This window comes from Micromonospora sp. NBC_00421, assembly GCF_036017915.1.
GTDB lineage: Bacteria > Actinomycetota > Actinomycetes > Mycobacteriales > Micromonosporaceae > Micromonospora.
Map to the genome: position 1 here is coordinate 6,993,117 of NZ_CP107929.1, position 24,477 is coordinate 7,017,593.

Annotated in this window: 21 protein-coding genes and 1 tRNA gene; 10 read left to right on the forward strand and 12 right to left on the reverse strand. The window is 72.5% G+C overall.

The window, feature by feature from the left end; all coding sequences use genetic code 11:
- Positions 1-95: 95 nt before the first annotated feature.
- Entirely contained in the window at positions 96-767 is a 672-nt protein-coding gene (locus tag OHQ87_RS30170; RefSeq protein WP_328343399.1) for a DedA family protein, read from the reverse strand.
- 104 nt (positions 768-871) lie between these two features.
- Positions 872-1,486, reverse strand: coding sequence for a DUF1349 domain-containing protein (locus tag OHQ87_RS30175; RefSeq protein ID WP_328343401.1), 615 nt, complete (start codon positions 1,484-1,486; stop codon positions 872-874).
- 77 nt (positions 1,487-1,563) lie between these two features.
- Between OHQ87_RS30175 and OHQ87_RS30180 the strand changes: the two genes are divergently transcribed.
- Together OHQ87_RS30180 and fabG are read left to right on the forward strand one after the other, a co-directional pair.
- The gene (locus OHQ87_RS30180) at positions 1,564-3,216 is read left to right on the forward strand and encodes an alpha-amylase family protein (protein ID WP_328343403.1); all 1,653 of its coding nucleotides are present in this window, start codon (positions 1,564-1,566) and stop codon (positions 3,214-3,216) included.
- Between the two features lie 99 nt (positions 3,217-3,315).
- Entirely contained in the window at positions 3,316-4,074 is a 759-nt protein-coding gene (gene fabG / locus OHQ87_RS30185) for a 3-oxoacyl-ACP reductase FabG (protein WP_328343404.1), read from the forward strand.
- 104 nt (positions 4,075-4,178) lie between these two features.
- Here the strand turns inward: fabG and OHQ87_RS30190 are convergent, their stop codons facing one another.
- Positions 4,179-4,640, reverse strand: coding sequence for a hypothetical protein (locus OHQ87_RS30190; RefSeq protein WP_328343405.1), 462 nt, complete (start codon positions 4,638-4,640; stop codon positions 4,179-4,181).
- On the reverse strand, positions 4,633-5,037 hold the full coding sequence (locus tag OHQ87_RS30195; RefSeq protein ID WP_328343407.1) for a hypothetical protein: 405 nt from the start codon (positions 5,035-5,037) through the stop codon (positions 4,633-4,635). Before OHQ87_RS30195 ends, OHQ87_RS30190 begins: the two co-directional genes overlap by 8 nt.
- Before the next feature lie 226 nt (positions 5,038-5,263).
- On the opposite strand from OHQ87_RS30195, the gene OHQ87_RS30200 reads away from it, so the two are divergent.
- A complete protein-coding gene (locus tag OHQ87_RS30200; RefSeq protein ID WP_328343409.1) occupies positions 5,264-6,163 on the forward strand; it encodes a Gfo/Idh/MocA family protein in 900 nt (299 codons plus the stop codon).
- Between the two features lie 181 nt (positions 6,164-6,344).
- Here OHQ87_RS30200 and OHQ87_RS30205 read toward each other — a convergent pair whose 3' ends face one another.
- Positions 6,345-6,536: a DUF2795 domain-containing protein gene (locus OHQ87_RS30205; protein ID WP_328343411.1), complete on the reverse strand. Its 192-nt coding sequence runs from the start codon at positions 6,534-6,536 to the stop codon at positions 6,345-6,347.
- A 92-nt stretch (positions 6,537-6,628) separates the two neighbouring features.
- On the opposite strand from OHQ87_RS30205, the gene OHQ87_RS30210 reads away from it, so the two are divergent.
- Complete coding sequence (locus tag OHQ87_RS30210) at positions 6,629-7,885, forward strand: erythromycin esterase family protein (RefSeq protein ID WP_328343413.1); 1,257 nt, start codon at positions 6,629-6,631, stop codon at positions 7,883-7,885.
- A gap of 127 nt (positions 7,886-8,012) precedes the next feature.
- On the opposite strand, the gene OHQ87_RS30215 is transcribed toward OHQ87_RS30210, so the two are convergent.
- From OHQ87_RS30215 to OHQ87_RS30225, 3 genes are all read right to left on the reverse strand, one after another.
- Complete coding sequence (locus OHQ87_RS30215) at positions 8,013-10,196, reverse strand: MMPL family transporter (RefSeq protein WP_328343415.1); 2,184 nt, start codon at positions 10,194-10,196, stop codon at positions 8,013-8,015.
- A gap of 13 nt (positions 10,197-10,209) precedes the next feature.
- A complete protein-coding gene (locus tag OHQ87_RS30220) occupies positions 10,210-10,797 on the reverse strand; it encodes a TetR/AcrR family transcriptional regulator (RefSeq protein WP_328343416.1) in 588 nt (195 codons plus the stop codon).
- 87 nt (positions 10,798-10,884) lie between these two features.
- Positions 10,885-11,274, reverse strand: a complete 390-nt coding sequence (locus tag OHQ87_RS30225) for a winged helix-turn-helix transcriptional regulator (protein ID WP_328343417.1) — start codon at positions 11,272-11,274, stop codon at positions 10,885-10,887.
- Positions 11,275-11,387: 113 nt separating this feature from the next.
- Between OHQ87_RS30225 and ligD the strand changes: the two genes are divergently transcribed.
- Positions 11,388-12,347, forward strand: coding sequence for a non-homologous end-joining DNA ligase (gene ligD / locus OHQ87_RS30230; RefSeq protein WP_328343418.1), 960 nt, complete (start codon positions 11,388-11,390; stop codon positions 12,345-12,347).
- Positions 12,348-12,431: 84 nt separating this feature from the next.
- On the opposite strand, the gene OHQ87_RS30235 is transcribed toward ligD, so the two are convergent.
- The 4 genes from OHQ87_RS30235 to OHQ87_RS30250 form a co-directional block, all read right to left on the reverse strand.
- Positions 12,432-12,503 (reverse strand) — tRNA-Arg (locus tag OHQ87_RS30235).
- A 249-nt stretch (positions 12,504-12,752) separates the two neighbouring features.
- Positions 12,753-13,448, reverse strand: coding sequence for a winged helix-turn-helix domain-containing protein (locus OHQ87_RS30240; protein WP_328343419.1), 696 nt, complete (start codon positions 13,446-13,448; stop codon positions 12,753-12,755).
- 243 nt (positions 13,449-13,691) lie between these two features.
- On the reverse strand, positions 13,692-14,360 hold the full coding sequence (locus tag OHQ87_RS30245; protein ID WP_328343420.1) for a DUF305 domain-containing protein: 669 nt from the start codon (positions 14,358-14,360) through the stop codon (positions 13,692-13,694).
- A 10-nt stretch (positions 14,361-14,370) separates the two neighbouring features.
- Complete coding sequence (locus OHQ87_RS30250) at positions 14,371-15,186, reverse strand: DUF3105 domain-containing protein (RefSeq protein ID WP_328343421.1); 816 nt, start codon at positions 15,184-15,186, stop codon at positions 14,371-14,373.
- Positions 15,187-15,284: 98 nt separating this feature from the next.
- Between OHQ87_RS30250 and argS the strand changes: the two genes are divergently transcribed.
- The 5 genes from argS (at position 15,285) to OHQ87_RS30275 (ending at position 24,303) form a co-directional block, all read left to right on the forward strand.
- On the forward strand, positions 15,285-16,949 hold the full coding sequence (gene argS, locus OHQ87_RS30255; RefSeq protein ID WP_328343422.1) for an arginine--tRNA ligase: 1,665 nt from the start codon (positions 15,285-15,287) through the stop codon (positions 16,947-16,949).
- 86 nt (positions 16,950-17,035) lie between these two features.
- Positions 17,036-18,421, forward strand: coding sequence for a diaminopimelate decarboxylase (lysA, locus tag OHQ87_RS30260; protein ID WP_328343424.1), 1,386 nt, complete (start codon positions 17,036-17,038; stop codon positions 18,419-18,421).
- Between the two features lie 8 nt (positions 18,422-18,429).
- Positions 18,430-19,743 (forward strand): homoserine dehydrogenase, encoded by a 1,314-nt coding sequence (locus tag OHQ87_RS30265; protein ID WP_328349067.1) that lies wholly within the window; start codon positions 18,430-18,432, stop codon positions 19,741-19,743.
- A gap of 116 nt (positions 19,744-19,859) precedes the next feature.
- Positions 19,860-20,909: a threonine synthase gene (thrC, locus tag OHQ87_RS30270; protein ID WP_328343426.1), complete on the forward strand. Its 1,050-nt coding sequence runs from the start codon at positions 19,860-19,862 to the stop codon at positions 20,907-20,909.
- A 121-nt stretch (positions 20,910-21,030) separates the two neighbouring features.
- Entirely contained in the window at positions 21,031-24,303 is a 3,273-nt protein-coding gene (locus OHQ87_RS30275) for an efflux RND transporter permease subunit (protein ID WP_328343428.1), read from the forward strand.
- Positions 24,304-24,477: the final 174 nt, after the last annotated feature.

Below are 24,477 nucleotides of genomic sequence, written 5' to 3' on the forward strand. Positions count from 1 at the left end.
CCGAGGGACCGGCCGGTTGCGGCGGGCAGGTCTCTCGGGCCGAGCGGTCGCTCGGGCGGGGCGACCCGGTGGGGTGGCCCGGTGGGGTGGCCCGGTCAGTGGTCGGCGGTCGCCGACTGCCTGTCGTTCCGGTCGCGCCGGGAGCGGATCTTCTTGCCGGCCCAGCTCACGATCATGACGGCGAGGACCGCGAAGATGGCGTAGTTGAACCAGTCGCTGTACTTCTCGACGTCCTGCCAGCGCGAGCCCAGCGTGTAGCCGAGACCGACGACCAGCGCGTTCCACGCCCCGCTGCCCAGCGTGGTGAGCAGGACGAACTCGCCCATCGGCATCCGGTTCGCACCGGCCGGGACGGAGACCAGGCTGCGGACCACGGGCACCAGCCGGCCGATCAGCACCGCCCACCGGCCGTGCCGCTCGAACCAGCGGTCGGCCTTCTCCAGGTCGTCCCGGTCGACCAGCGGGATGTGGTCCAGCCAGCGCTTGAGCCGCTCCTCGCCGAGCGCGGCACCGAGCCAGTAGAGCACCAGTGCGCCGACCAGCGAGCCGACCGTCGCGGCGAGGACGATCACCACCAGGTTGAACCGGCCCTCGGCGGCGAGGTAACCCGCCATCGCCAGCACGATCTCGCTGGGGATCGGCGGGATGATGCTCTCCAGCGCCACCAGGAAGGCGACACCGGCCGCGCCGAGGGCGTCGATCACGCTCGCCACCCAGCCGGTCAGCCCGGTGAACTGGTTCGGGTCGACGTCCTGGGCGAGGGCCATCGTCGTCCTCCTCGGTGCCGGTGGGATCGGACAGTGGTACCCGCCCGACCACCGCTTACACCTGCGGGTGGGCCGGGCCACCCTGTCCCGCCCTGACCCGAGGCTCAGTCCGTCGGGTGCAGTTCCCGGTCCGCCGGCCCCTGCCGCCAGCCGGTGAACCGGACTGTCAACCCGCCCCGGGAGGGCGAGCAGCAGAACGGCCCGGCCAGCGCGACCGCGTCCGGGGCGAGCGGGGCCAGCCGGACCAACCGCCACCCCTCGTCGTCGGTGCAGGCCCGGACGGTCAACGCGTCGCCGTCCCGGCTGACCCGTACGGTCACCACGCGCCCGGTCCAGTCCGGCACCGGGGCCACCGACCAGTCCGAGAACTCCCTGGTGACCACCGCGCCGACCTGCGGCAGCCCGTCGCTGATCTCCACCCCGGCCTTCACCCAGTTCCGCTCGTCCACCCGGACCAGCACCCCGGCCTGGTCGAACTGCGCCGTGTAGTCCAGCACGAAGCTCACCTCGACCGCGCCGCTGGCGGGCAGCGCAGCGAGCAGCGCCGGCCCGTCGTCGTGGACGAAGCCGTAGCCGGTGTGCCGCCACAGGTCGCTCTCCGCCCCCGGCTCCACCAGCAGTCCACCGTCGTCGGTCCGGTCCACCCGCACCGGTGGGTGCGACCACCGGCCCTCGTCCCAGTCCACCGTGCGGGAGCCGTCCGTCGGATGATCAGCCATCCCGGCACCGTACCCCGGACCTCGCGGGAGGAGGACTCGCGTTTGCGGCGACGGCGGAACGGAGACATTAGGCCGGCATGGGTGACAGGTGGTACTCCGAGGCAGTCGTCTACTGCCTCGACGTCGACACGTACGCGGACTCCGACGGTGACGGGGTCGGTGACTTCCGTGGCCTCATCGGCCGGCTCGACTACCTGGCGCGGCTGGGGGTGACCTGCCTCTGGCTCAACCCGATCCATCCCTCGCCCAACCAGGACGACGGGTACGACGCGACCGACTTCTACAACGTCGACCCACGACTGGGGACCCTCGGCGACTTCGCCGAACTGCTGCACCAGGCGCAGAACCGGGGGATCCGGGTGATCATCGACCTGGTGGTCAACCACACCTCCGACCAGCACCCGTGGTTCCAGTCGGCCCGATCCTCGCCCGACTCGCCGTACCGTGACTGGTACGTCTGGGCCGACCACGAGCCGGCGGACCGGCACCAGGGCATGGTGTTCCCGGGCGAGCAGCACGAGACGTGGAGCTACGACCGGACCGCCAAGGCGTGGTTCTACCACCGCTTCTACAAGTTCCAGCCGGACCTGAACATCGAGAACCCGAAGGTCCGCGCCGAGATCAAGAAGATCACCTCGTTCTGGCTCCAGCTCGGCGTCTCCGGGTTCCGGATGGACGCCGTGCCGTTCATCATCGAGCAGACCGAGCCGGGCAACCCGGACGCGCCCAAGGACTTCGACTTCCTCACCGACCTGCGCCAGCACGTGCAGTGGCGGCGCGGCGACGCGGTGCTGCTGGCCGAGGCGAACGTCGAACCGGACCAGTTGCCCGTCTACTTCGGCGACGGCAGCGGCTCGGGCAACCGGATCCACATGCTCTTCGACTTCATGCTCAACGGCCGGCTGATGCTCGCCCTCGCCCGGGAGGACCCGGAGACGATCGTCGACGCGCTGCGCGACACCCCGAAGCTGCCCACCGGCGGCCAGTGGGCGACCTTCCTGCGCAACCACGACGAGATCGACCTGTCCCGGCTCACCGCCGACCAGCGCAACGACGTGCTGGCGAAGTTCGGGCCGGACGAGAACATGCAGCTCTACGGCCGGGGCATCCGGCGCCGGCTCGCCCCGATGCTCGGCAACGACCGCCGGCACATCGAGCTGGCGTACGCGCTCCAGTTCTCGCTGCGCGGCACGCCGGTGCTGCGTTACGGCGAGGAGATCGGGATGGGCGAGAACCTGGCGCTGGACGGGCGCAACGCGATCCGTACCCCGATGCAGTGGTCGTACAAGGAGAACGCGGGCTTCTCCACGGCCGACCCGGAGAAGCTGATCCGCCCGGTGATCGACCAGGGTGACTTTGGTTACCAGCAGGTCAACGTCACCGCCCAACGGGGTGACCCGAAGTCGCTGCTGGCCTGGTTCGAGCGGATGATCCGCACGCTGCGGGAGGCCCCCGAGATCGGCTCCGGCTCGACCTCGCACATCGACGTGCCGATGCCGGCCGGGGTGCTCGCGCACCGCGCCGACGGCCCCACCGGCACCATGGTCTTCCTGCACAACCTCGGCACCGAGGACGTCGAGGTGGACCTGGGCACCCTGGCCGCCGAGGCGGACCTGCCGATCGACGTGCTCACCGACCGGGGTTACGGCGACGTCGGCAAGCTGGACAGCCTGAAGCTGGGCGGGCACGGCTACCGCTGGATCCGGCTCTGCCGTTCCGCCACCTACTGACCGGAGTATCCGCCGGCCGGCCCGGTCGCTGACCGGGCCGGCCGGCGTGCCGCTGGGTTAAGCTCCTCCGATCGAGCCACAAGTTACCGGGAGGTAGTCGTGTCGGAGGAGCCCCGCGTCGCCATCGTGACCGGAGCCGCGCGCGGCATCGGCGCGGCCACCGCCAGTCGGCTGGCCGCCGACGGGATGGTCGTCGCCGTGGTCGACATCGAGGAGCAGGCGACCAGGCAGACGGTCGACGCGATCACCGCCGCCGGTGGTCGGGCGCTCGGGGTGGGTGCGGACGTGGCCGACCGGTCCCAGGTGGAGGCCGCCGTCGAGCGGATCGCCACCGAGCTGGGCGGGCCGACCGTGCTTGTCAACAACGCCGGGGTGCTGCGGGACAACCTGCTGTTCAAGATGACCGACGCCGACTGGGACACCGTGCTGGGGGTGCACCTGCGCGGCGCGTTCCTGTTCAGCCAGGCCGCCCAGCGGCACATGGTCGAGCGGAAGTACGGCCGGATCGTCAACCTCTCCAGCACCTCGGCGCTGGGTAACCGGGGCCAGGCCAACTACGCGGCGGCCAAGGCCGGCCTGCAGGGCTTCACCAAGACCCTCGCCATCGAGCTGGGGCCGTTCGGGGTGACGGTCAACGCGGTCGCCCCCGGCTTCATCGTCACCGACATGACCGCCGCCACCGCCGCCCGGATGAAGGTCGACTTCGACGACCTTCAGAAGCACGCCGCCGCCGAGATCCCGGTCCGCCGCCCCGGCCGTCCGGAGGACGTCGCGCACACCATCTCGTTCCTGGTCAGCGAGGGCGCGTCCTTCGTCTCCGGCCAGGTCGTCTACGTGGCCGGCGGCCCGAAGGACTGACCGGCGCGTTCCGCCACCGCCGTCCGGTCCGCACCGGGCGGCGGTGCCGGTCAGGCGGTGCCGGTCAGGCGGTGCCGGCCGTGCGGTGCGGGCGGCGGTGCCGGTCAGGCGGGCGGGCGGGCGTGAGGGCCGGTGGTGGTGCGGGTGCGCCGGAGCCAGAGCAGCCCGAGCACCGGCAGCACCAGCGGGATGTAGCCGTACCCGCTGCCGAAGCCGGACCAGACCGTCTCGTCGGGGAAGAGTTCGGCGTCGACCAGGCTGAGCACCCCGACGCCGACCACCCCGACCAGCTCCACCGAGCAGCAGGCCAGCGCGACCCGCCGGCCGGTGTGACCGGCGCGGGCCAGCCCGACCGCCGCCACGATGTAGATCAGCGCGGCCACCGCCGAGAGCAGGTACGCCACCGGCGCCTCGTCGAACCTCGTGGCGATCTGGAGCCCGGCCCGGGACGTGGCGGCGATGGCGAACAGGATGTAGACGGCGATCAGCAACCGCCCCGGCCCGGTGTTGGTGGCCCGCGCCGGCCCGGCGTCGGTGGCGCGCTCCGCCGCCCGGGGGTCAGCCACCGACGACCTCCCAGGTCTGCTGGAGCCGGACCACGACCACCGGGACGACCAGGCAGACCGCGCAGACGATCGCCGACCCCCACCGGGTCGGCTCCATCCGGGCCAGCACCCAGGCCAGCGGGGGCAGGCAGACGAGCGTCACCAGGTACCCGAAGAACGCGCCCGGCTCGCCGGCCCGTTCACCCCCGGCGACGGCGACCAGGGCCAGCCCGGTCAGTGCGAGCAGCGCCAGCTCCAGCAGGCCCAGGCCGACGGACTGCGCCAGGTCCGGCGGCCGGTGCCGGACCGCCGCCACCAGAGCCCACAGCGCCAGTACGAGCGACAGCACGATCGCCGCCGTGGCGGGGACTCCGTCCACCGGCGAACCGGCCGCCGCCGCGCCGGTCATCGCGGACATCCGATGGGTGTGTCGGTCACCGGCACAGCCTACTAACCGGCGTAGTACTCGCCGCCGTCCAGGTCCCGGGTCAGCGGGATCCGGGCGGGTCGGGCGGCCTGCCGCAACGAGGCAACCCTGCTCCCGTCCCGGGACCGGCCGCGTCGGCTGCGGCGACCGGGGTGGACGACTAGCGTGGGTCACGGTCACCGCATCGGGTGGCCGACGACGACACCGGGGGTACCTCGTGCTGCGGTTCGGCCTGTTCGGCACCGGTCACTGGGCGGCGCAGACGCACGGCGCGGGGCTGGACGCGCATCCGCGCGCCGAACTGGCGGGTGTCTGGGGGCGCAACCCGGAGCGGGCCGGCGCGTTGGCCGCCCGGCACGGCGTACCGGCGTTCGACGACGTCGACGCGCTGCTCGACGCGTGTGACGCGGTGGCCGTGGCGCTGCCCCCGGACGTGCAGGCCGGGATCGCCGTCCGGGCCGCCACCGCCGGCCGGCACCTGCTGCTCGACAAGCCGCTGGCACTGGAACCCGCCGAGGCGGACCGGGTGGTCGACGCCGTGCAGGCCGCCGGGGTGGCCTCGGTGGTCTTCTTCACCCAGCGGTTCCTCCCGAACATCGACGGTTTCCTCACCGCCACCGCCGCGGCCGGTGGTTGGCAGCACGCCCGCGCCACCCAGTTCGCCTCGATCTACCAACCCGGCAGCCCGTACGGCGACTCCCGCTGGCGGCAGGAGCAGGGGGCGCTGTGGGACATCGGCCCGCACGCGCTGTCGATCGTCCTGCCGGTGCTCGGCCGGGTCACCCGGGTCGCCGCGATGGACGGCCCCGCCGGACTGGTGCATCTGCTGCTCACCCACGACGGGGGTGCCACGAGCGCCCTGTCGTTGACCCTGGACGCCCCGCCGACGGCGGTCACCCGGGACTACGTCTTCTACGGCGAGAACGGCACCGGGTCCGTCCCGCCGGGCGACGGCAACGCGCTGACCGCCTTCGGCACGGCCCTCGACCAACTGCTGGGGCAGATCGACTCGGGCGACCGGGACCACCTCTGTGACGTCCGCTTCGGCCGGGAGGTGGTGGCCGTCCTGGCGGCGGCGGAGACCGCCCGCGCCGAGGCCCGCACCGTCGACCTCTGAGCCCGGTGGCCGGAACGTCTCAGTACCTGCCGGCCAGGTAGTTCCAGACCGACCGCCCGTGCAGCCTGTCCGTACCGTTGCCGAGCCGGCGACACGGACCTGTGGCGCCCCGCCCGGACCGCACCGCGCGACCGGCACCGGGCCCGGGTCGGTGGCCGTCGGCGGTGACCCCGTCCGGGTGTCAGCTGTGGGTGACCAGGGCCTGGTTCAGCTCGGCCGGGTCGTCGAACTGCTCGGCGGGCAGGGCGCGCAGCAGCTGGAGCAACTCGGTGCTCGCGCCGTTCTCCTGACCCCAGCGGACCAGGTCCTCGCGGGAGACCGGGTAGTCGAGGCCGGCCAGGTACTCCTGCAACTGCATGCCGGTGACGCTCATGCCGCCCGGCTACCCGTTCCACCCGTCGCCACACCGCACGGGCCCGGCAGGATCAGCGGTTTGTCCGCCGATCCTGCCGGGTAGCCCCGCCCATGCTGGTACAGCGGCTCGGTACGCCGAGCGACTTCGACCCGCTGGTGGAGCGCGTCCGGGACGCCCGCGTGGTCATGATCGGCGAGGCGACGCACGGCAGTCACGACTACTACCGGTTGCGCGAACAGCTCACCCGACGGCTCATCGCCGAGCAGGGGTTCGACTTCGTGGCGGTGGAGGGGGACTGGCCGGACTGCGACCGGGTGCACCGGTCGGTGGTGGGTGCACCAGGCGGCGCGGCGGACCCGCGTACCGCGCTGGGGCGGTTCACCCGCTGGCCGACCTGGATGTGGGCCAACGCCGAGGTGGACCGGTTCTGCCGCTGGCTGCGGGCCTGGAACCTGGAACGTCCGGAGCGGGAGCGGGCCGGCTTCCACGGGCTGGACGTCTACAGCCTCTGGGAGTCCATGCAGGCCATCTTCGACTATCTCGGCGAGGAGGACCCGCACGCGATGGAGGCGGCGCAGGACGCGTACCGGTGCTTCGAGCCGTACGGCAGGCGGGTCGAGGAGTACGGCGCGGCCAGCCGGTTCGTCTCGGCGCGCTGCGAGGAGGAGGTGATCCGGCTGCTGACGCGTACCCGGGCCCATGTCGCCTCGGACGGCCCGGACGCCTTCGCGGCCTGGCAGAACGCGGAGGTGGTGGCCGGTGCGGAACGGTACTACCGGGCGATGGTGCACGGCGGACCGGATTCCTGGAACGTGCGGGACGTCCACATGGCCGACACCCTGGACCGGCTGCTGACCCGCTACGGCCCGGGGTCCCGCGGGATCGTCTGGGCGCACAACACGCACGTCGGGGACGCCCGGGCCACCGACATGGCCGACGACGGGATGGTCAACATCGGTCAGCTCGCCCGGGAGCGGCTGGGCCGCGAGGCGGTGGCGCTCATCGGTGTCGGCGGCTACCGCGGGACGGTGGTCGCCGCCCCGCACTGGGGTTCGCCGGCCGAGGTGATGACGGTGCCGCCGGCCCGGGAGGGCTCGGTGGAGCAGCGGCTGCACGAGCTGCTGCCGGAGCGGGCGGTGCTCGTCTTCGGCGACCCCGACCAGCCCGACTGGGCCACCGACACCGCCGACCACCGGGCCATCGGGGTGGTCTACGACCCGACCTTCGAGAGCTGGGGCAACTACGTCCCCACCCGACTGGCCGACCGCTACGACGCCTTCGTCTGGTGCGACACCTCCACCGCCCTGCACCCCCTGCCCACCCCGTCGCGGGTGGCCGAGCTGGAAACCTACCCCTCCGGCCTCTGACCCCATCCCACCGCCCGGTGTCCGCGCGCCCAGGTGTCGCCGTGTCGGTGGATCATGGAGTTGTGGTGCCCGGTTGGTGGGTTTTCGCCACCGTTGTCCGGCACCACAACTCCATGATCGACAGTGGTCAGGCGTCGACGGGCTGCTTGTCGAGGTGGGCGCGGAGACCTTCGCCCTCGATGTCGACGTTGGGGAGGACCTTGTCGAGCCAGCGGGGGAGCCACCACGCCCTGGTGTTCAGCAGGGACATCACGGCGGGGACGATGGTCATCCGGACCACGAAGGCGTCGATGGCGACACCGACCGCCAGCGCGAAGCCCATCGACTTGATCACCGGGTCGTCGAGGAAGACGAAGCCCCCGAAGACCGACATCATGATCAGCGCGGCGGCGGTGACCACCCGGGCACCGTGCCCCATCCCGTTGATGGTGGCCTGGCGGGCGCTGTCGCCGTGCACGAAGTCCTCCCGCATCCGGGAGACCAGGAAGACCTCGTAGTCCATGGCCAGACCGAACAGGATGCCGATCAGCAGGATCGGCAGGAAGCTGATCAGCGGGGCCGGGCTGTCCAGACCGACCAGGCCGGCGAGGTGACCCTGCTGGAACACCGCGACCGTGATGCCGAAGGTCGCGGCCACCGTGAGCAGGAAGCCCAACGCCGCTTTCACCGGCACCAGGATCGACCGGAAGACCAGCATCAGCAGCAGGATCGACAGCCCCACCACGAGCAGCAGGTAGACCGGCATCGCGTCGGCGAGCTTCTCGGACACGTCGATGCCGATCGCGGTCACGCCGGTCAGCAGCACCTCGGCGTTGCCGACCGAGCCGACCCGGTCCCGGATGTCGTGGACCAGCGTCTCGGTGGCGGCGTCGGTCGGGCCGCTCTTCGGGATCACCCCGATCAGCGCGGTCCGTCCGGACGGGTCGAGCTGCGGCGGGGCCACCGCCAACACCCCTTCGGTACGCTGGACCAGCGCCGTCACCTGCGGCACGGCGGTCGCGGTGTCCTGCGGGGAGTCCGAGGTGACCACCACGGCGAGCCGGCCGGTGAAGCCCGGGCCGAAGCCCTCCCGGATCAGGTCGGCGCTGGTCCGGGCCGGGCTGCCCACCGCGGCGGTGCTGGCGTCCGGCAGGGCGATCCGCATGTCCTGGGCCGGCAGGGCGAGCAGCCCCAGGCCGAGCAGGCCGACCAGGATGACCGGGATGCGCAGCCGGGTGATCCAGTGCGCCCAGCGGAACCCGAAACCGGAGCGGTCCTCGGCGGCCGGCGCGGCCCGGTGGGCCGGTCCGGTCCCGGCGTTGCGCAGTTTACGGGGGAGGACCCGGCGGCCGGCGAAACCGAGCAGCGCCGGGGCGAGCGTGATCGCCACCAGCACCGCCACGCTCACCGTGCCGGCGGCGGCCAGACCCATCACGGTGAGGAACGGGATGCCGACGACGGCGAGGCCGGCGAGCGCGATGACCACTGTGGCGCCGGCGAAGAGCACGGCGGAACCGGCGGTGCCGACGGCCCGGCCGACCGCCTCCTCGGGGGTGAGCCCTTCGAGCAGGTGCTGTCGGTGCCGGGAGGTGATGAACAACGAGTAGTCGATGCCGACCGCCAGGCCGAGCATCAGGGCCAGGATGGGCGCGGTGCTGGTCAGCTCGACCGCACCGCTGAGGGCGAACAGGCCGGCCATGCCGACCCCGACGCCGATCAGCGCGTTCAGCATGGTCATCCCGGCCGCTACCAACGAGCCGAAGGTGACGATCAGGACGATCGCGGCGACCAGTACGCCAAGCGCCTCGGTCGAGCCGACCTCCGGCTCGGAGTTGAGCACCTCACCGCCGGGGGCGATCTGCCAGCCCCGCGCCTCGGCCTGCGCGCCGACCTTCTCGTACGCCTCGCGCTGGTCGTCGGTGACCTCGTCCCCGCCGGTGGCGAACTGCACCTGGATCAGGGCGTACCGGCCGTCGGGGGTGATCGCCTGGGACTGGTACGGGTCGACCGCGCCGACCACGCCGGGCAGCGTCGCCGACTCCTGGACGACCCCCTTGACCACGGCCTGCCCCTCGGGGGTGGTCAACTGGCCGTCCGCGGGTGCCTTCACCGCGATGGTGCCGGTGGCGCCGCTGGCCGCCGGGAAGCGCTCGGCGAGCAGGTCCAGCGCCTGCTGGGACTCGGTGCCGGGCATGGTGAAGTTGCTGGCGGTCGGGCCCTTCAGGGTGGCCGCGGCGATGCCGAGGCCGACGAGTACGACGAGCCAGACGGCGACGACGAGTCGCCGGCGGCGCAACGATGCCCGGCCTAGCCGGTACAGCAGGGTCGCCATCAGATCCTTGTCCTCATTCGTGATCGGGTAGGTCGAGAGGTGGCCGTGGTGGCGGCGGTATGGGGGAGACGAGTACCCGCTGGGCGACGGCCAGCAGGGCGGGACGCAGTTCCTCGTCGGAGATGTCGGTGAACGTGCCGCATCCCTCGGCGATGCCGGCGAGCAGCACCAGCGCGGCGACCCGCGCGTCCTGCCCGCCGTCGGGGCCGGTCATCGCCTCGATCAGCCGCTCCGAGATGCGCTGGACGTGGGCGAAGGCCGGTTGGGCGAGCAGTTCCGGGAACTCCCCGCGCAGCAGCGCGATCTCGCCGCGGAACCGCACCGCGAGGTCGACGAAGCCCTCCGCCGCCACCTGCTGCGCCGCTGCCCCGGTCAACGCCGAGATCCGCTCGTCCAGCTCACAGAGCACCGAGATCGGCCCCGCCATCAGCTCGGCGAGCAGGGCCTCCTTGCCGGCGAAGTGGTAGAGCACCGCCGCCTTGGAGCAGCCCACCTCGCGGGCGATGTCCTGCAACGAGGTGCCCTTGTAGCCGGTCACCGCGAACCGCCGGGCCGCCGCGGCGAGGATCTCGCCGTGCGTGCGGGGGGTGCGACGGATCATGCGTTCCAGCATGCCTGACCGATCGGTCAGAACTGACCGATCGGTCAGAGAAACGCGGTGGCGTTCGCCACAGGCCCGGTCAGGGGCTCATTCCCGGCCGTGCTTGCGGTCGTAGGCGGCCCGCGCCTCGCTGATCGCCGTGCGGTGCCGCTGTGCCCAGGCGGTCAACGCCACGAGCGGTTCGTAGAGCTCCAGCGCCATCGGGGTGGCGCGGTACTCGACCCTCGGCGGCACGGTCGGGTGGGCCTGGCGGTGCAGCAGACCGTCCCGTTCCAGGTTGCGCAGGGTCAGGGTGAGCATCCGTCGGCTGATCCCCTCGACCTGCCGCTCCAACTCACTGAAGCGGACCGGCCCGGGGGAGGCGGCCAGCAGGATGCCGATGCTCCACTTGCCGCCCACCCGGTCCAGCGCCTCCCGCAGGGTGCAGACGCCGTCCTGTTCCCCGCCGGCGCATCCGTCGCTGTGTTCCTGGGACACGGGGTGCCTCCTTCCGCCGGTGTCATGGTCACAGACGAAGATCTCGACGACGGGTCTGTCGGCCGACCCGTGTCGGGGTTGCGCCCGGCCGGTGCGGCCGGGAGGGTGGGCGGATGGCCGGGGCGGAGGAGACGCGCGACGGGGTCGGTCTGACCAACCTCGGTCAGCCGCTGCTCGCCGGTGGCGACGTGACCAAGCGGGACCTGGTCGACTACCTGGACACCGTGCACGACCGCCTCCTCCCCGTCCTGCGCGACCGGCCGCTGTCGGTGGTCCGGCTGCTGCGCGGGCAGGAGCCGTTCATGCAGAAGAACCTGCCGAAATACACCCCGGAATGGGTACGCCGCACGGCGATCTGGGCCGAGACGTCCCACCGGCAGGTGTCGTACGCGCTCTGCGACGACCGGCGCACCCTGCTCTGGTTCGCCAACCAGCGGGCGGTCGAGTACCACCCGGCACTGGTCACCGCGACCAGCCCGGAGCAGCCCACCCACCTCGTGCTCGACCTCGACCCGCCCGAGGGGGAGGACTTCGCGACGGTGGCCCGGGTCGCCGGGGCGGTCCGCCGCGCGCTGGCCGACGTCGGGCTGGCCGGCGCGGTGAAGACCAGTGGTGCCAAGGGGCTGCACGTCTTCGTCCCGGTGCACCCGGACACCACCACCGAGGAGGTCGCCGCCGCCACCCGGGCGCTCGCCGTACACACCGAAGGCCTCGACCCGGAGTCGGCGACCACCGCCTTCATCCGCGAGGACCGGGGTGGCCGGGTCTTCGTCGACCCGACCCGGGCCGGCGGGGCGACAGTGGTGGCCGCGTACAGCCCCCGGCTGCGCCCCGGGTTGCCGGTCTCGTTCCCGGTCGCCTGGGACGACCTCGACCGGATCACCCCGGCGGACTTCACCGTGCGGACGGTCCCCGCGTTGCTCGGTGACCGGGATCCGTGGGCCGGGGCGATGCCCGCGCCGCAGCGGCTCCCGGTCGACCTGGTAGCCGAGGGGCGCACCATCCCGGTGCCCCGGGTGCAGGCCATGCACGAGGGAAAACGCCGTGCGAAGGCCCGCCGCGAATCCGCCTGAGCCCCACTCGTACGACGAAGGCCGCTGATCGGGTTTCCCCTGGTCAGCGGCCTTCGTGTGCTGGTCTCGGTTTCCTAGCAAGTGTGCCCCCGGCAGGATTCGAACCTGCGCCACCGCCTCCGGAGGGCGGTGCTCTATCCCCTGAGCTACGGGGGCTCAGCGACCTGAGAAGAGTAGCAAACCCCTCCGGGATCACCGAATCGCGACCCGGCCCCCGCCGGTACGCCCCGCTGACCTGGATGATCATGATGCCGAGGCTGGCGAGGGGTCGGCGGCGACTGCCGTCGGCGACGAGCGAAGATGTCACCTCCGGTCAGGCCGGGTGGATCACCCGCCGGCCGAGCCGGGCGGAACGTCGCCGCCGGCCAGGCCGAGCGGGTCGGGTGCCGGCCCGGGTCGAGTGGGTCAGGCGGCGGCCTGGGCGCGGCCGCAGCTCGGCAGCGGGTGCAGGACGATGCGCCGGGGCAGCCGGCGGGGCCATTCGTTCCGGGGCCAGGAGCCGTCCACGATCAGGTGCACCGGGTGCTGGTCGGCGCCGCTGAGCCGGAACACGAAGTCGCGGGGCAGTGGTGGATCCACGCTCGGCGTGGTCACCATGAACCGGACCCGGCCCCGGGACGACACCGCCGAGATCACCTCGGCGGCGGGCATGGTGCCGCGCAGGCGTACCCGGCCGATCCAGTAGACCTCCGCGTCGTGTTCCTGGGCGGCCCGGGTGATGGCCGGGTAGTCACTGCGTACCCAACGCTCGACCGCGCCGACGCAGAGCCCGCAGGCCCGCTCGCGCGGCTCCCGCGGACCCAACCCCCAGGCCCGCAGGTACGACCCGACCGTGCCGGCGTCGACCGCCAGGTCGAAGCGGCGCTGGATCAGCGCGGCGAGGCTCTGCCGCGTCCAGAGCTCCTCGTCCAGCCCGAACCCGTCGGGGTGGACGCCCCGCAGTACGTCGATCAGTTCGAGTTCCTGTTCCCGGCTGAGCGCTCCCGACTCGCCCTGCCGGTGTCCGCGACGGGCGGCTGCCACCGCTCCGTCACCGCCGATGGTGTGGCGTCGGCACCAGCTGGTGACCGAGCGCCGCGCGTCTCTGAGTGCAACCCCCACGTCCTACGCAACGAGCACGAATCACTACCGGTCACGATATGTGGGTAGAAAAGTCTCTTAGGGCCTTAAAGGTGCGGACCGCGCTAAAAATACAAATCGCCCATAACCCGCGTTGCAGGTCTTCGCGTTCCAGGTCGCCGCGTGCCGTCGGGGCCCGCAACCGCGTCGGCGAGGGGGCGGTGACGCACGGAGGCCCGCGTCCGCCGGAGCGGGACGCGGGCCTCTCGGACGCGTGGGGACGGGTCAGCCGCCCAGACGCTTCAGGGCGTTCTGGAGGTTGGTCAGGTCCGTCTGCTGGGTGTTCTTCATGGTCTGCGCCACCGTGCGGACGTCGTCGTCGCCACCGGCGTCGAGGATGCCCTGGATCATGTGGATCCCGCCGAGGTGGTGCTTGATCATCATCTGGAGGAAGAGGACGTCCAGCTCACGGCCCTGGGCGACGCGTAGCTTCGCCATCTCCTCCGGGGTCGCCATGCCCGGCATCAGGCCGTTCTCGACCTTGGTGGCACCGTCGGGCATCCAGGCCATCCGGGGCTGGCTGCCGGTCGGGTCGAGCCCCCACGACCGCAGCCAGGTCTGCATGGTGCCGATCTCACCCTGCTGGCCGGTGGCGATGTCGCCGCCGATCTGGCGTACCTCGGGATCGGTGCCCCGGTCGAAGGCGATCAGCCCCATCTCCACCGCCTGGGCGTGGTGGGTGCTCATGTCCCGGGCGAAGCCCGCCTCGGCGGAGCCGTCACCCGGCCGGGTCAACGTCGGGGTCAGCAGGCCGCCGGCGTACCCGAGCAGGAGACCGACCACGACGGCGGCGGTCAGGGCGAGTGCGCCGTAGCGGCCGGCGGGCCGCCGGTCACCGGAGCTGGTGACCGGGGGCTCGACGGGCGGCGTGTCGGTCGTCGCGGGGGCGGTCATCGCCGTGTCCTCACTGGGTGGGCTGCTGCTGTTGCTGCGGGACGTTGTCGCGGGGGGCGGTGCCGGTGGCCGTGATGCCCTGGCCGCAGTTGGCGTTCGGACCCTCGACCGAGGCGTTCACCCGCAGCGTCTTGATGAACTCGTCGATCCGGCTGTCGTCGGCGTTGTCGACCTTGAGCTGGTAGCCCCAGGCCTGGAGCGAGATCGGCTTGTCCAGCCCCTCGAACGGGCTGAGCATGACCTTCTCCACGCCCTGCGTCTTGCTGCGGAGCTTGCTGACCTGGTCGGCCGGCAGGTCGGGGCGGTAGGTGATCCAGACCGTGCCGTGCTCCAGGCTGTGCACCGCGTGCTCGTTGGCGATCGGGGCGTCGTAGACGTCGCCCATGCAGTTCTGCCAGGCCGGGTTGTGCGGGCCGGCCACCGGCGGGAGGACGTCGTACTTGATCGCGCCCTGCTGGTGCTGACCACCCTGGACGAGCTTGGGGTCCTTGTCCCGGAAGTCGACGATGCCGTCGATGTCGGCGGCCCGCTGCTCCCACGACTTGGAACCCTGGAAGGCCGCGTACGCGCCGTAGCCGATGATCGAGGCAGCGAGCACGCCCACGGCGACGAACAGGGCGATCGGGCCCCAGGACCGGCCCTGGCTCACCTTCACCGGCGTGATCGGCTTGCGGGGGCCCTTTCCGCCCGAGGTCTGCCGGGGGGTGCCTGCGGGCTTGGCGGCCCCGGGCTTGGCGCCGGCGGCGGGCCGGCCCGCCGCCGGCTTCTTGCCGGTGCTGACCACGGTCGGACGGCGCTCAGGGCCGCCCGGGGTGCTGATGCTCATCGTGCCTCGTCAGGTCGGTCGGTCAGGGGATCTGGCGGGCCGGGTGACGCTCAGGGTCGCCGCCGAGTGCCCGAGTCTACCCCCGATAACATGGTTCGGTGACTCCCGCAGAACTGGCCGAGGTCGTCCTCTCCGCAGCCCACGCCGTATTCACCGCGCGCGGGCTCGACCCCGACGCGCTTCCGGCGCGTACGGCGGTGGAGCGACCGCGCAACCCCGACCACGGTGACTACGCCTCCACGCTGGCCCTCCAGCTCAGCAAGAAGGTGGGCGTCCCGCCCCGGGAGTTGGCCGCCGCGCTCGCCGAACAGCTCGGCCGGGCGGCCGGCGTCAAGTCGGTGGAGATCGCCGGCCCCGGCTTCCTGAACATCCGGCTCGACGCCGCCGCCGCCGGCCAGCTCGCCCGGGTGATCGTCGAGGCAGGCCAGGAGTACGGCCGCAGCGACCGGCTCGCCGGCCAGCGGATCAACCTGGAGTTCGTCTCGGCCAACCCGACCGGCCCGGTGCACATCGGCGGGGTCCGCTGGGCGGCCGTCGGCGACGCGCTCAGCAGGCTGCTGCGGGCCACCGGCGCGGACGTCGGCACCGAGTACTACTTCAACGACGCCGGGTCGCAGATCGACAGGTTCGCCAGGTCGTTGCTGTGCGCCGCGAAGGGCGAGCCGGCCCCCGAGGACGGCTACGGCGGGGCGTACATCGCCGAGATCGCCGAGCAGGTCCGGGCGATCCGGCCGGACGTGCTCGACCTGGCCGACGCCGAGGCCCAGGAGGTGTTCCGGGTCGAGGGCGTGACGTCGATGTTCGCCGAGATCAAGGCCTCGCTGCGCGGCTTCGGGGTGGAGTTCGACACCTACTTCAACGAGAAGGACCTGCACGACCGGGGCGAACTGGAGCTGGCCCTGGAACGGCTCCGCGCGCAGGGCCACCTGTACGAGGCCGACGGGGCGACCTGGCTGCGCACCACCGACTTCGGTGACGACAAGGACCGGGTGCTGCGCAAGTCCAACGGCGAGTGGACCTACTTCGCCGCCGACTGCGCCTACTACCTGGACAAGCGGGAGCGCGGCTTCGAACGGGTCGTGATCATGCTGGGTGCCGACCACCACGGCTACATCGGGCGGATGAAGGCGATGTCCGCCTGCTTCGGCGACGACCCGGCGGTCAACCTGGAGATCCTCATCGGCCAGCTGGTCAACCTGGTCCGCGACGGCGTCCCGGTGCGGATGAGCAAGCGGGCCGGCACCGTGGTCACCCTGGAGGACCTGGTCGACGCGATCGGGGTGGACGCCGCCCGTTACGCCCTGGCCCGCTACTCCAGCGACTCGCCGATCGACATCGACGTGGAGCTGTGGACCCGGGCCACCCGCGACAACCCGGTCTACTACGTGCAGTACGTCGCCGCGCGGACGGCAAGCGTCGGCCGCAACGCCGCCGAGGTCGGCCTGGGCCGGGGCGACGGGGCCGGGTTCCACCCCGAGCTGCTCGACCACGACAAGGAGAACGAGCTGCTCAAGGCGCTCGCCGAGTTCCCCGCGGTGGTCGCCGCCGCCGCCGAGCTGCGCGAGCCGCACCGGGTGGCCCGCTACCTGGAGGACCTGGCCGGGGCGTACCACCGGTTCTACGACAACTGCCGGATCCTGCCGCGCGGTGACGAGGAGGTCACCGACCTGCACCGGGCCCGGCTCTGGCTCAACGACGCCACCCGCACGGTGATCGCCAACGGACTGCGCCTGCTCGGCGTCGCCGCCCCGGAGAGGATGTAGCCCATGCGTAACCCAGGAACGGGCCTGCGTCCGCAGGTCGGCGGAGCGGGCCGGCGGTCGTCGCGGCCCCGGGGCGGAGATCGCTGATGCGCGCCCACGAAGCCGGCGCGATGCACGGCGACATCGGTGACCGGGGGCCGGGCTGGCTGCGTCCCCCGGCCGACATCAACGCCCTGGTGCCACAGCTCTGGCCCCGCCGGGTCGCGCGCGGCGCGGGCGGCGCGCTGACCGTCGCGGGTCTCGACGTCCGCGAGCTGGCGGCCGAGTACGGCACCCCGGCGTACGTCCTCGACGAGGACGACCTGCGCTCGCGGGCCCGGGACTTCCGGGCCGCCTTCCCCGATGTGGACGTCTACTACGCCGGCAAGGCGTTCCTCTGCCGGGCGGTGGTCCGGATGATCGCCGAGGAGGGTCTGCACCTGGACGTCTGCACCGGCGGCGAGCTGGCCACCGCGCTGTCGGCCGGTATGCCGGCGGACCGGATCGGCTTCCACGGCAACAACAAGTCGGTCACCGAGCTGACCCGGGCGCTGGACGCCGGGGTGGGGCGGATCATCCTCGACTCGTTCACCGAGATCGACCGGCTCACCGCGCTGGCCCGGGAGCGCGGGGTCCGCCCCGGCGTGCTGATCCGGGTCACCGTCGGGGTGGAGGCGCACACCCACGAGTTCATCGCCACCGCCCACGAGGACCAGAAGTTCGGCTTCTCGCTGGCCGGTGGGGCCGCCGCCGCAGCCGCCTTCAAGGTCATCGACGAGGGTGTGCTGGACCTGCGGGGGCTGCACTCGCACATCGGCTCGCAGATCTTCGACACCAGCGGCTTCGAGGTCTCCGCCCGCCGGGTGCTCGCCCTCCAGGCGCAGATCCGCGACGCCCGCGGGGTGGAGCTGCCCGAGCTGGACCTGGGCGGCGGGTTCGGCATCGCCTACACCACCCAGGACGACCCGGCCACGCCGGACGAGCTGGCCAAGCGGCTCCGCAAGATCGTCGACTCGGAGTGCGCGGCGGAGAACCTGGCCGTACCGCACCTGTCGATCGAGCCGGGCCGGGCCATCGTCGGCCCCGCCGTCCTCACCCTCTACACGGTCGGCACCGTCAAGGACGTGGACGGGCTGCGGACGTACGTGAGCGTGGACGGGGGGATGAGCGACAACATCCGGACCGCCCTCTACGACGCGTCGTACTCGGCGACCCTAGCCGGCCGGGCCTCGACCGCCGCGCCGCTGCTGGCCCGCGTGGTGGGAAAGCACTGTGAGTCCGGGGACATCGTGGTGAAGGATGAATTCCTGCCCGCCGACGTGCAGCCCGGAGATCTTGTCGCGGTCCCCGGCACGGGAGCGTACTGCCGCAGCATGGCCAGCAACTACAACCATGTGCCCCGACCCCCGGTGGTCGCGGTGCGTGACGGCCGAGCCCGGCTGATCGTTCGACGGGAGACCGAAGAAGACCTGCTCGCTTTGGATGTGGGATGACGTCACCTGTGCGCTTGGCCCTGCTCGGCTGCGGAACGGTAGGTAGCGAGGTGGTCCGGCTGCTGCACACGCAGGCCGCCGACCTGGCCGCCCGGATCGGCGCTCCGCTGGAGATCGCCGGCATCGCCGTACGCCGGGTCGGCCGGGCCCGGGGTGACCTCCCCGTCGACCCGGCGCTGTTCACCACCGACCCGCTCGGCCTGATCAAACGCGACGACGTGGACGTGGTCGTCGAGGTGGTCGGCGGCATCGAACCGGCGCGGACCTGGCTGGTGGAGGCGCTGCGCGCCGGCAAGAGCGTGGTCACCGCCAACAAGGCGCTGCTCGCCGAGGACGGCGCGGCCCTGCACGACGCGGCGGCCGAGGGCGGGGCCGACCTCTTCTACGAGGCGTCCGTCGCCGGGGCGATCCCGCTGCTGCGTCCGCTGCGCGAGTCGCTGCACGGCGACCGGATCAACCGGGTCACCGGCATCGTCAACGGCACCACCAACTTCATCCTCTCCGCGATGGACGCCACCGGCGCCGGCTTCGCCGAAGCGCTGGACGAGGCGACCGAGCTGGGTTACGCCGAGGCCGACCCGACCGCCGACGTGGAGGGCTTCGACGCCGCCGCGAAGGCCGCCATCCTGGCCTCGCTCGCCTTCCACACCCGGGTCACCGCCGCCGACGTGCACCGCGAGGGCATCACCGAGGTGACGGTCGCCGACATGGCCAGCGCCAAGGCGATGGGCTGCACCATCAAGCTGCTCTGCATCGCCGCCCGGGGCGTCGACCCGGCCGGCCGGGAGACGGTGAGCGTCCGGGTGCACCCCGCGATGATCCCGCTGACCCACCCGCTGGCCAGCGTCGGCGACGCGTTCAACGCGGTCTTCGTCGAGGCCGAGGCGGCCGGGCAGCTGATGTTCTACGGCCGGGGTGCCGGTGGCGCGCCGACCGCCAGCGCGGTCCTCGGTGACGTGGTCGCGGTGGCCCGCAACCGGCTCGCCGGGGCGTTCGCGGCAAGCGAGTCCGCGTACGCCGACCTGTCGGTCCGGCCGATGGGCGAGGCGCTGACCCGCTACCACATCAGCCTCGACGTGGTGGACCGGCCGGGCGTGCTCCAGGCGGTGGCCGGGGTGTTCGCCCGGCACGACGTCTCCATCGCCACCGTCCGGCAGGGCCCGGCCGGCGGCGGTCCGGCCGGTCGGGGTGAGGACGCCGACCTGGTCATCGTCACCCACGTCGCCCCGGACGCCGCGCTCGCCGCGACGGTACGGGAGCTGCGCGGGCTGGACATCGTCCGCTCGGTGGCCAGCGTGCTGCGGGTCGAGGGCGGGGCGTGACCCGGCGTCTCGCCTGATGGTTTCCGGTGGGTGTGCCGAGGGGTGATCGGCGAGGCTGGTCCAGGCTGGCAGGGGCTTCCGGCACGGCCGGGGCGGGCAGAGGCGAGGAGAGCGACATGTGGCGGGGTCTGATCGAGACGTACCGGGACCGGCTGCCGGTCACCGACGCCACGCCCGTGGTCACCCTGCACGAGGGGAACACCCCGCTGCTTCCCGCGCCGGCGCTCTCCGCCCGGCTCGGCGCCGACGTCTACCTGAAGGTCGAGGGGGCCAACCCGACCGGCTCGTTCAAGGACCGGGGCATGACGGTCGCGGTCTCCAAGGCGGTCGAGGCCGGCGACAAGGCGATCATCTGCGCCTCCACCGGCAACACCAGCGCCTCCGCCGCCGCGTACGCCGCGCGGGCCGGGATCACCTGCGCGGTGCTGGTGCCGCAGGGCAAGATCGCGCTGGGCAAGCTGGCCCAGGCGCTCGTGCACGGTGCGAAGCTCCTCCAGGTGCAGGGCAACTTCGACGACTGCCTTGCGCTGGCCTCGAAGCTCGCCCAGGACTTCCCGGTGGCCCTGGTCAACTCGGTCAACCCGGACCGGCTGCACGGCCAGAAGACGGCCGCCTTCGAGATCGTCGAGGCGCTCGGTGACGCCCCCGACATCCACTGCCTGCCGGTCGGCAACGCCGGCAACATCTCCGCCTACTGGATGGGCTACTCGGAGGACCTGCGGGCCGGCAACGCCACCCGCGCCCCGAAGATGTACGGCTTCCAGGCCGCCGGGGCGGCCCCGATCGTCAGCGGTCAGGTGGTGCCGGAGCCGTCGACCATCGCCACCGCCATCCGGATCGGCAACCCGGCGAGCTGGACCAAGGCGCTCGACGCCCGGGACGCCTCGCAGGGGCTGATCGCCGCGGTGACCGACCGGGAGATCCTCGCGGCCTACCGGCTGCTCGCCCGGGAGGTGGGGGTCTTCGTCGAGCTGGGCAGCGCGGCCAGCGTGGCGGGCCTGCTCCAGCAGGGCGCGGCGGGTCAGGTCCCGGCCGGCGGCACGGTGGTCTGCACGGTCACCGGCCACGGCCTGAAGGACCCGGAGTGGGCCATCTCCACCGCCCCCGCGCCGATCACCATCGCCAACGACGCGCTGACCGCCGCCCGCTCCCTCGACCTGGTGTGATCCCACCCTGCCCGCCCTGTCGACCCCGGCGGGGCGGGTGGCCACCCCGTGCGGGGCGGGGGAGACCGGGTCGGGCAGACTTTCCCATGCCTGTCCCCTCTCCCAGGAGTGAGCCACGCCGATGTCGCTGCTCGCCAGATCCAGCCTCGCCAACCGGGGGCTCGTCGCCCTGATCGCGGTGGTGACCGCGGCGTTCGGGGCGTTCGCCGTCCCCTCGCTCAAGCAGCAGCTCCTGCCGTCGCTGGAGTTCCCCGGCGCGTTCGTCGTCGCGGTCTATCCGGGTGCCTCGCCGGAGATCGTCGAGGCGCAGGTCACCGAGCCGATCGAGAACAGCCTGCAGAGCATCCCCGGGCTGGAGAAGGTCACCTCCACCTCGCGGGAGGGGTCGGCGACGATCGCTGTGGAGTTCGTCTTCGGCACCGACATCGACGACGTGGCCAACAAGATGCAGACCGCGCTGAGCCGGGTCGACGCGCAGCTGCCCGACGAGGTGGACCCGCAGGTCATCACCGGCAGCACCGACGACCTGCCGGCCGTGGTGCTGGCCGCCACCGGTGGCGGTGACGAGCAGGCGCTCGCCGACAAGCTGCGCGACACCGTCGTACCCGAGCTGGAGGGGATCGACGGCGTCCGCACGGTCGCCGTGACCGGCACCCGCGACCAGGTCGTGACGATCGTGCCGAACCCGGCGAAGTTCGCCGCCGCGAAGCTGAGCCCGACCGCGATCGCCACCGCGCTGAAGACCAACGGCATCGCCGTCCCGGCCGGTGCGGTCGTGGACGGCAGCAGCGCGCTGCCGGTGCAGGTGGGGGCCCCGGTCACCACCCTCGACGAGCTGCGCGGCATCGCGCTCACCTCGACCGCGCCCAAGACCGCCCCGGTCCGGCTCGGCGATGTGGCGACAGTCGAGCAGCAGCTCGCCCCGGCCACCGCGCTCACCCGGACCAACGGCAGGGAGAGCATCGGGGTCCAGGTCACGGCCGCCCAGGACGGCAACGCCGTACGGATCTCGCACGACATCCGGGACCGGCTGGACGACCTGCGGTCCGCCTCCGGTGCCGAGCTGACCATCGTGTTCGACCAGGCCCCGTTCGTGGAGAAGTCGATCGAGAGCCTGACCACCGAGGGGCTGCTCGGCCTGCTGATGGCGGTCGTGGTGATCCTGGTCTTCCTGCTCTCCGTCCGGTCCACCCTGGTCACCGCGGTCTCCATCCCGCTGTCGGTGGTGGTGGCGCTGCTCGCCCTCTGGATCGGCGACTACTCGCTCAACCTGCTCACCCTGGGCGCGCTCACCATCGCGGTCGGGCGGGTGGTGGACGACTCGATCGTGGTCCTGGAGAACATCAAACGCCACCTGGAGTACGGCGAGCCGAAGCGGGAGGCGATAGTCACCGCCGTCCGCGAGGTGGCCGGGGCGGTCACCGCGTCGACCCTCACCACGGTCGCGGTGTTCGCGCCGATCGCCCTGGTGGGCGGCTTCGTGGGGCAGCTCTTCGCGCCGTTCGCGATCACCGTCACGGTGGCCCTGCTCGCCTCGCTGCTGGTGTCGCTGACGGTGATCCCGGTGCTGGCCTACTGGTTCCTCAAGCCGCCGCGCGACGGGGCGGACGAGGCGGTCCGCCGGGCCGCCGAGGAGAAGGAACTGCGCAGCCCGTTGCAGCGGGCGTACCTGCCGGCGATCGGGTTCGCCACCCGGACCCGCCGGACCCGGTGGATCACCGTTGCGGTGGGCATCCTGCTGCTGTTCGGCACCTTCGGCCTGGCCCAGAAGCTGGAGACCAACTTCCTCGACGACTCCGGCCAGGACACCCTGAGCATCAGCCAGAAGCTGCCGGCCGGGTCGGGGCTGGCCGCCACCGACCAGGCGGCCCGCCTGGTGGAGGGGGTGCTGGGGCGTACCGACGGGGTCGAGACCTACCAGGTCAGCGCGGGCGGGAACGACCAGCCGTGGCTGGCCGGTGGCGGCAACAACACCGCCCGCTGGTCGGTGGCGCTCGGCGGCGATACCGACGCCAAGGAGATGAAGCAGGTCCTCCGCCGGGAGTTCGACGGGCTCGGCTCCGCGGCGGGCGAGCTGAGCTTCGACAGCGGGCAGGGGGGCGCCTCGGGCAACCAGCTGGAGGTGGTCGTCCAGGCCGCCGACACCGACACCCTGAACCGGGCGGCCGACCAGGTCCGGGCCGCGATGGCGGGCACCCCCGGGGTCGAGGACGTCGCCACCAGCCTGGCCGACCGGGTGCCCCGGGTCGACGTCACCGTCGACCGGTTGGCCGCCGCCCGGGTGGGGCTCAGCGAGGCCGCGGTCGGGCAGTTGGTGTCGCAGGCGTACCGGGGCAGCCCGCTGGGCCGGGTGACCCTCGACGGTGGTCAGCAGGACGTCGTGCTGCGGACCACTGCCGTCCCGCCGCTGACCGAGGAGCAGTTGCGGGCGCTGCCGGTGGGCCCGGTCAAGCTCGACGACATCGCCGACGTCACCCGGGGTGAGGGACCGCAGCAGGTGACCCGGATCGACGGTGAGCGCAGCGTGTCGGTGACCGGTACGGCCACCGGCTCGAACCTCGGCGCGACCACCACCGAGCTCAAGAAGCGGCTGGACGACCTGGACGTGCCGGGGGCGACGATCGCCGTCGGCGGGGCGAGCGCCCAGCAGGAGGACGCCTTCGGTGACCTGGGCCTGGCTGTGCTGGCCGCGATCGCGATCGTCTTCCTGATCATGGTGGCGACGTTCCGGAGCATCACCCAGGCGCTGATCCTGCTGATCTCGATCCCGTTCGCGGCGACCGGCGCGATCGGTCTGCTGCTGGTCACCGGGACCCCGTTGGGCGTGCCGGCGCTGATCGGCGTGCTCATGCTGGTCGGCATCGTGGTGACCAACGCGATCGTGCTGTTGGACCTGGTCAACCAGTACCGGGCGCAGGGGATGGGCATCACCGAGGCGGTGGTCGAGGGCGGTCGGCGACGGCTGCGGCCGATCCTGATGACCGCTGTGGCCACCATCTTCGCGCTGCTACCGATGGCCCTCGGGCTGACCGGGGAGGGTGGCTTCATCTCCCAGCCGCTCGCGGTGGTGGTGATCGGTGGCCTGCTCAGCTCCACCCTGCTCACCCTGGTCCTGGTGCCGACCCTCTACACGATGGTGGAGCGCACCAAGGAGTCGCTTCGTGAGCGGCGGGCCGGCCGGCGGGGCAGCCCCACCGACGGCGACGAGCCGACCGGGAAGCCCGCCGACCGGGACGCCGAGGTGTCGGCCCCGGTGGGTGCCCCGGCCGCCGAGGCGTCGGCCGAGACGCCGGCCCGGCCGACGCCGTCGGCCGCGCTGGTGGACGGCACCGACCAGTTCGAGGTGCTGCGGCTGCCGAAGAGCCGCCGGTCACCGCTGCCGCCTGCCGAATAGCGCCTCGGGTCGCCTTCGGCGCGACAGTCGCGTCACGACGCGCCCCCGGTCCGGGGTCACCGGCCGGGGGCGCGTCCTCTTCGGTCCCGGGGGCGCCGGCCCGGCGCGCGTCGGGCCGGGCCGGTGACATCGCGTCGGGCCGGGCCGGTGACATCGCGTCGGGCCGGGCCCGGG